This window comes from Microbispora sp. NPDC088329 (assembly GCF_040685655.1).
Lineage (GTDB): Bacteria > Actinomycetota > Actinomycetes > Streptosporangiales > Streptosporangiaceae > Microbispora.
Genome location: NZ_JBFBIP010000074.1, coordinates 1 through 1,118 on the forward strand (window position 1 = coordinate 1; position 1,118 = coordinate 1,118).

Consider the following 1,118-nt stretch of genomic DNA (forward strand, 5'->3'; position numbering starts at 1 on the left):
TACTTCAATCCGAAGCGTTACGACCTCGCGAAGGTCGGCCGCTACAAGATCAACAAGAAGCTGGGCGTCCAGGCCGACATCACCCAGGGCACGCTAACGGAGGACGACATCGTCGCCACCATCGAATACCTCGTCCGGCTGCACGCCGGCCAGGCGACGATGCCGGGCGTGAGCGGTGACGTCATCGTCGAGACCGACGACATCGACCACTTCGGCAACCGGCGGGTGCGCACGGTGGGCGAGCTGATCCAGAACCAGGTCCGCCTGGGCCTGGCCCGCATGGAGCGCGTCGTCCGCGAGCGCATGACCACGCAGGACGTGGACGCGATCACGCCGCAGTCGCTGATCAACATCCGCCCGGTCGTGGCGTCGATCAAGGAGTTCTTCGGCACCTCGCAGCTGTCGCAGTTCATGGACCAGATCAACCCGCTGGCCGGGCTGACGAACAAGCGCCGCCTAAACGCGCTGGGGCCCGGTGGTCTGTCGCGTGAGCGTGCGGGCTTCGAGGTCCGCGACGTGCATCCGTCTCACTACGGCCGGATGTGCCCGATCGAGTCGCCGGAGGGCCCGAACATCGGCCTGATCGGCTCACTGGCCTCCTACGCCCGCATCAACCCGTTCGGCTTCGTCGAGACGCCGTACCGCCGCGTCGTCGACGGCAAGGTGACCGACCAGATCGACTACCTGACCGCGGACGAGGAGGACAGGTACGTCAAGGCGCAGGCCACGACGGCGCTGAACGCCGACGGCTCGTTCGCCGAGACGCGCGTCCTGGTGCGCACCAAGGGAGGGGAGACCGAACTGGCCCGTCCCGATGAGGTCGACTACGTCGACGTGTCGGCTCGCCAGATGGTGTCCGTGGCCACCGCCATGATTCCGTTCCTCGAGCACGACGACGCCAACCGCGCGCTCATGGGCTCGAACATGCAGCGGCAGTCGGTGCCCCTGCTCAAGAGCGAGGCCCCGCTGGTCGGCACCGGCATGGAATACCGCGCCGCGGTCGACACGGGTGACGTCATCACGGCCGAGAAGGCCGGTGTGGTGGAGGAGGTCTCGGCCGACTACGTCACCGTGATGAACGACGACGGCACCCGGACGACCTACCGGGTCGCCAAGTT

General features: G+C 67.1%; 1 pseudogene. It reads left to right on the plus strand.

The features are described from left to right. Positions 1-1,118: pseudogene (locus tag AB0O28_RS39875) on the plus strand (DNA-directed RNA polymerase subunit beta); the annotation flags it as partial.